Raw genomic sequence first — 207 nt, forward strand, 5'->3', positions numbered from 1 at the left:
AATCCATCAAGGACGCAGTGGGCGGTAACCTGGAACTGGTGTCGCCAAACACAACGCCAGTGACCACCACGGTCAACGACGTCAACGACACCACCACCGTGACCCTGACCGCGACGCCGAGCGTGGATGAAAACGGCACCATTACCTACACCGCGACCCTGACCGATGCCCAGGGCAAACCGGTCACCGCGCAGAACGGTCCAGTGA

1 protein-coding gene is annotated in these 207 nt (G+C 61.4%); it reads left to right on the forward strand.

Features of this window, described 5'->3' with window-relative positions; genetic code table 11:
- The coding region (locus Q8X48_RS30140; RefSeq protein ID WP_407802714.1) for an immunoglobulin-like domain-containing protein at window positions 1–207 on the forward strand (207 nt) is incomplete at both ends.

Origin of the sequence: Pseudomonas sp. QLc11A, assembly GCF_052112305.1 — a bacterium.
Lineage (GTDB): Bacteria > Pseudomonadota > Gammaproteobacteria > Pseudomonadales > Pseudomonadaceae > Aquipseudomonas > Aquipseudomonas laurylsulfatiphila.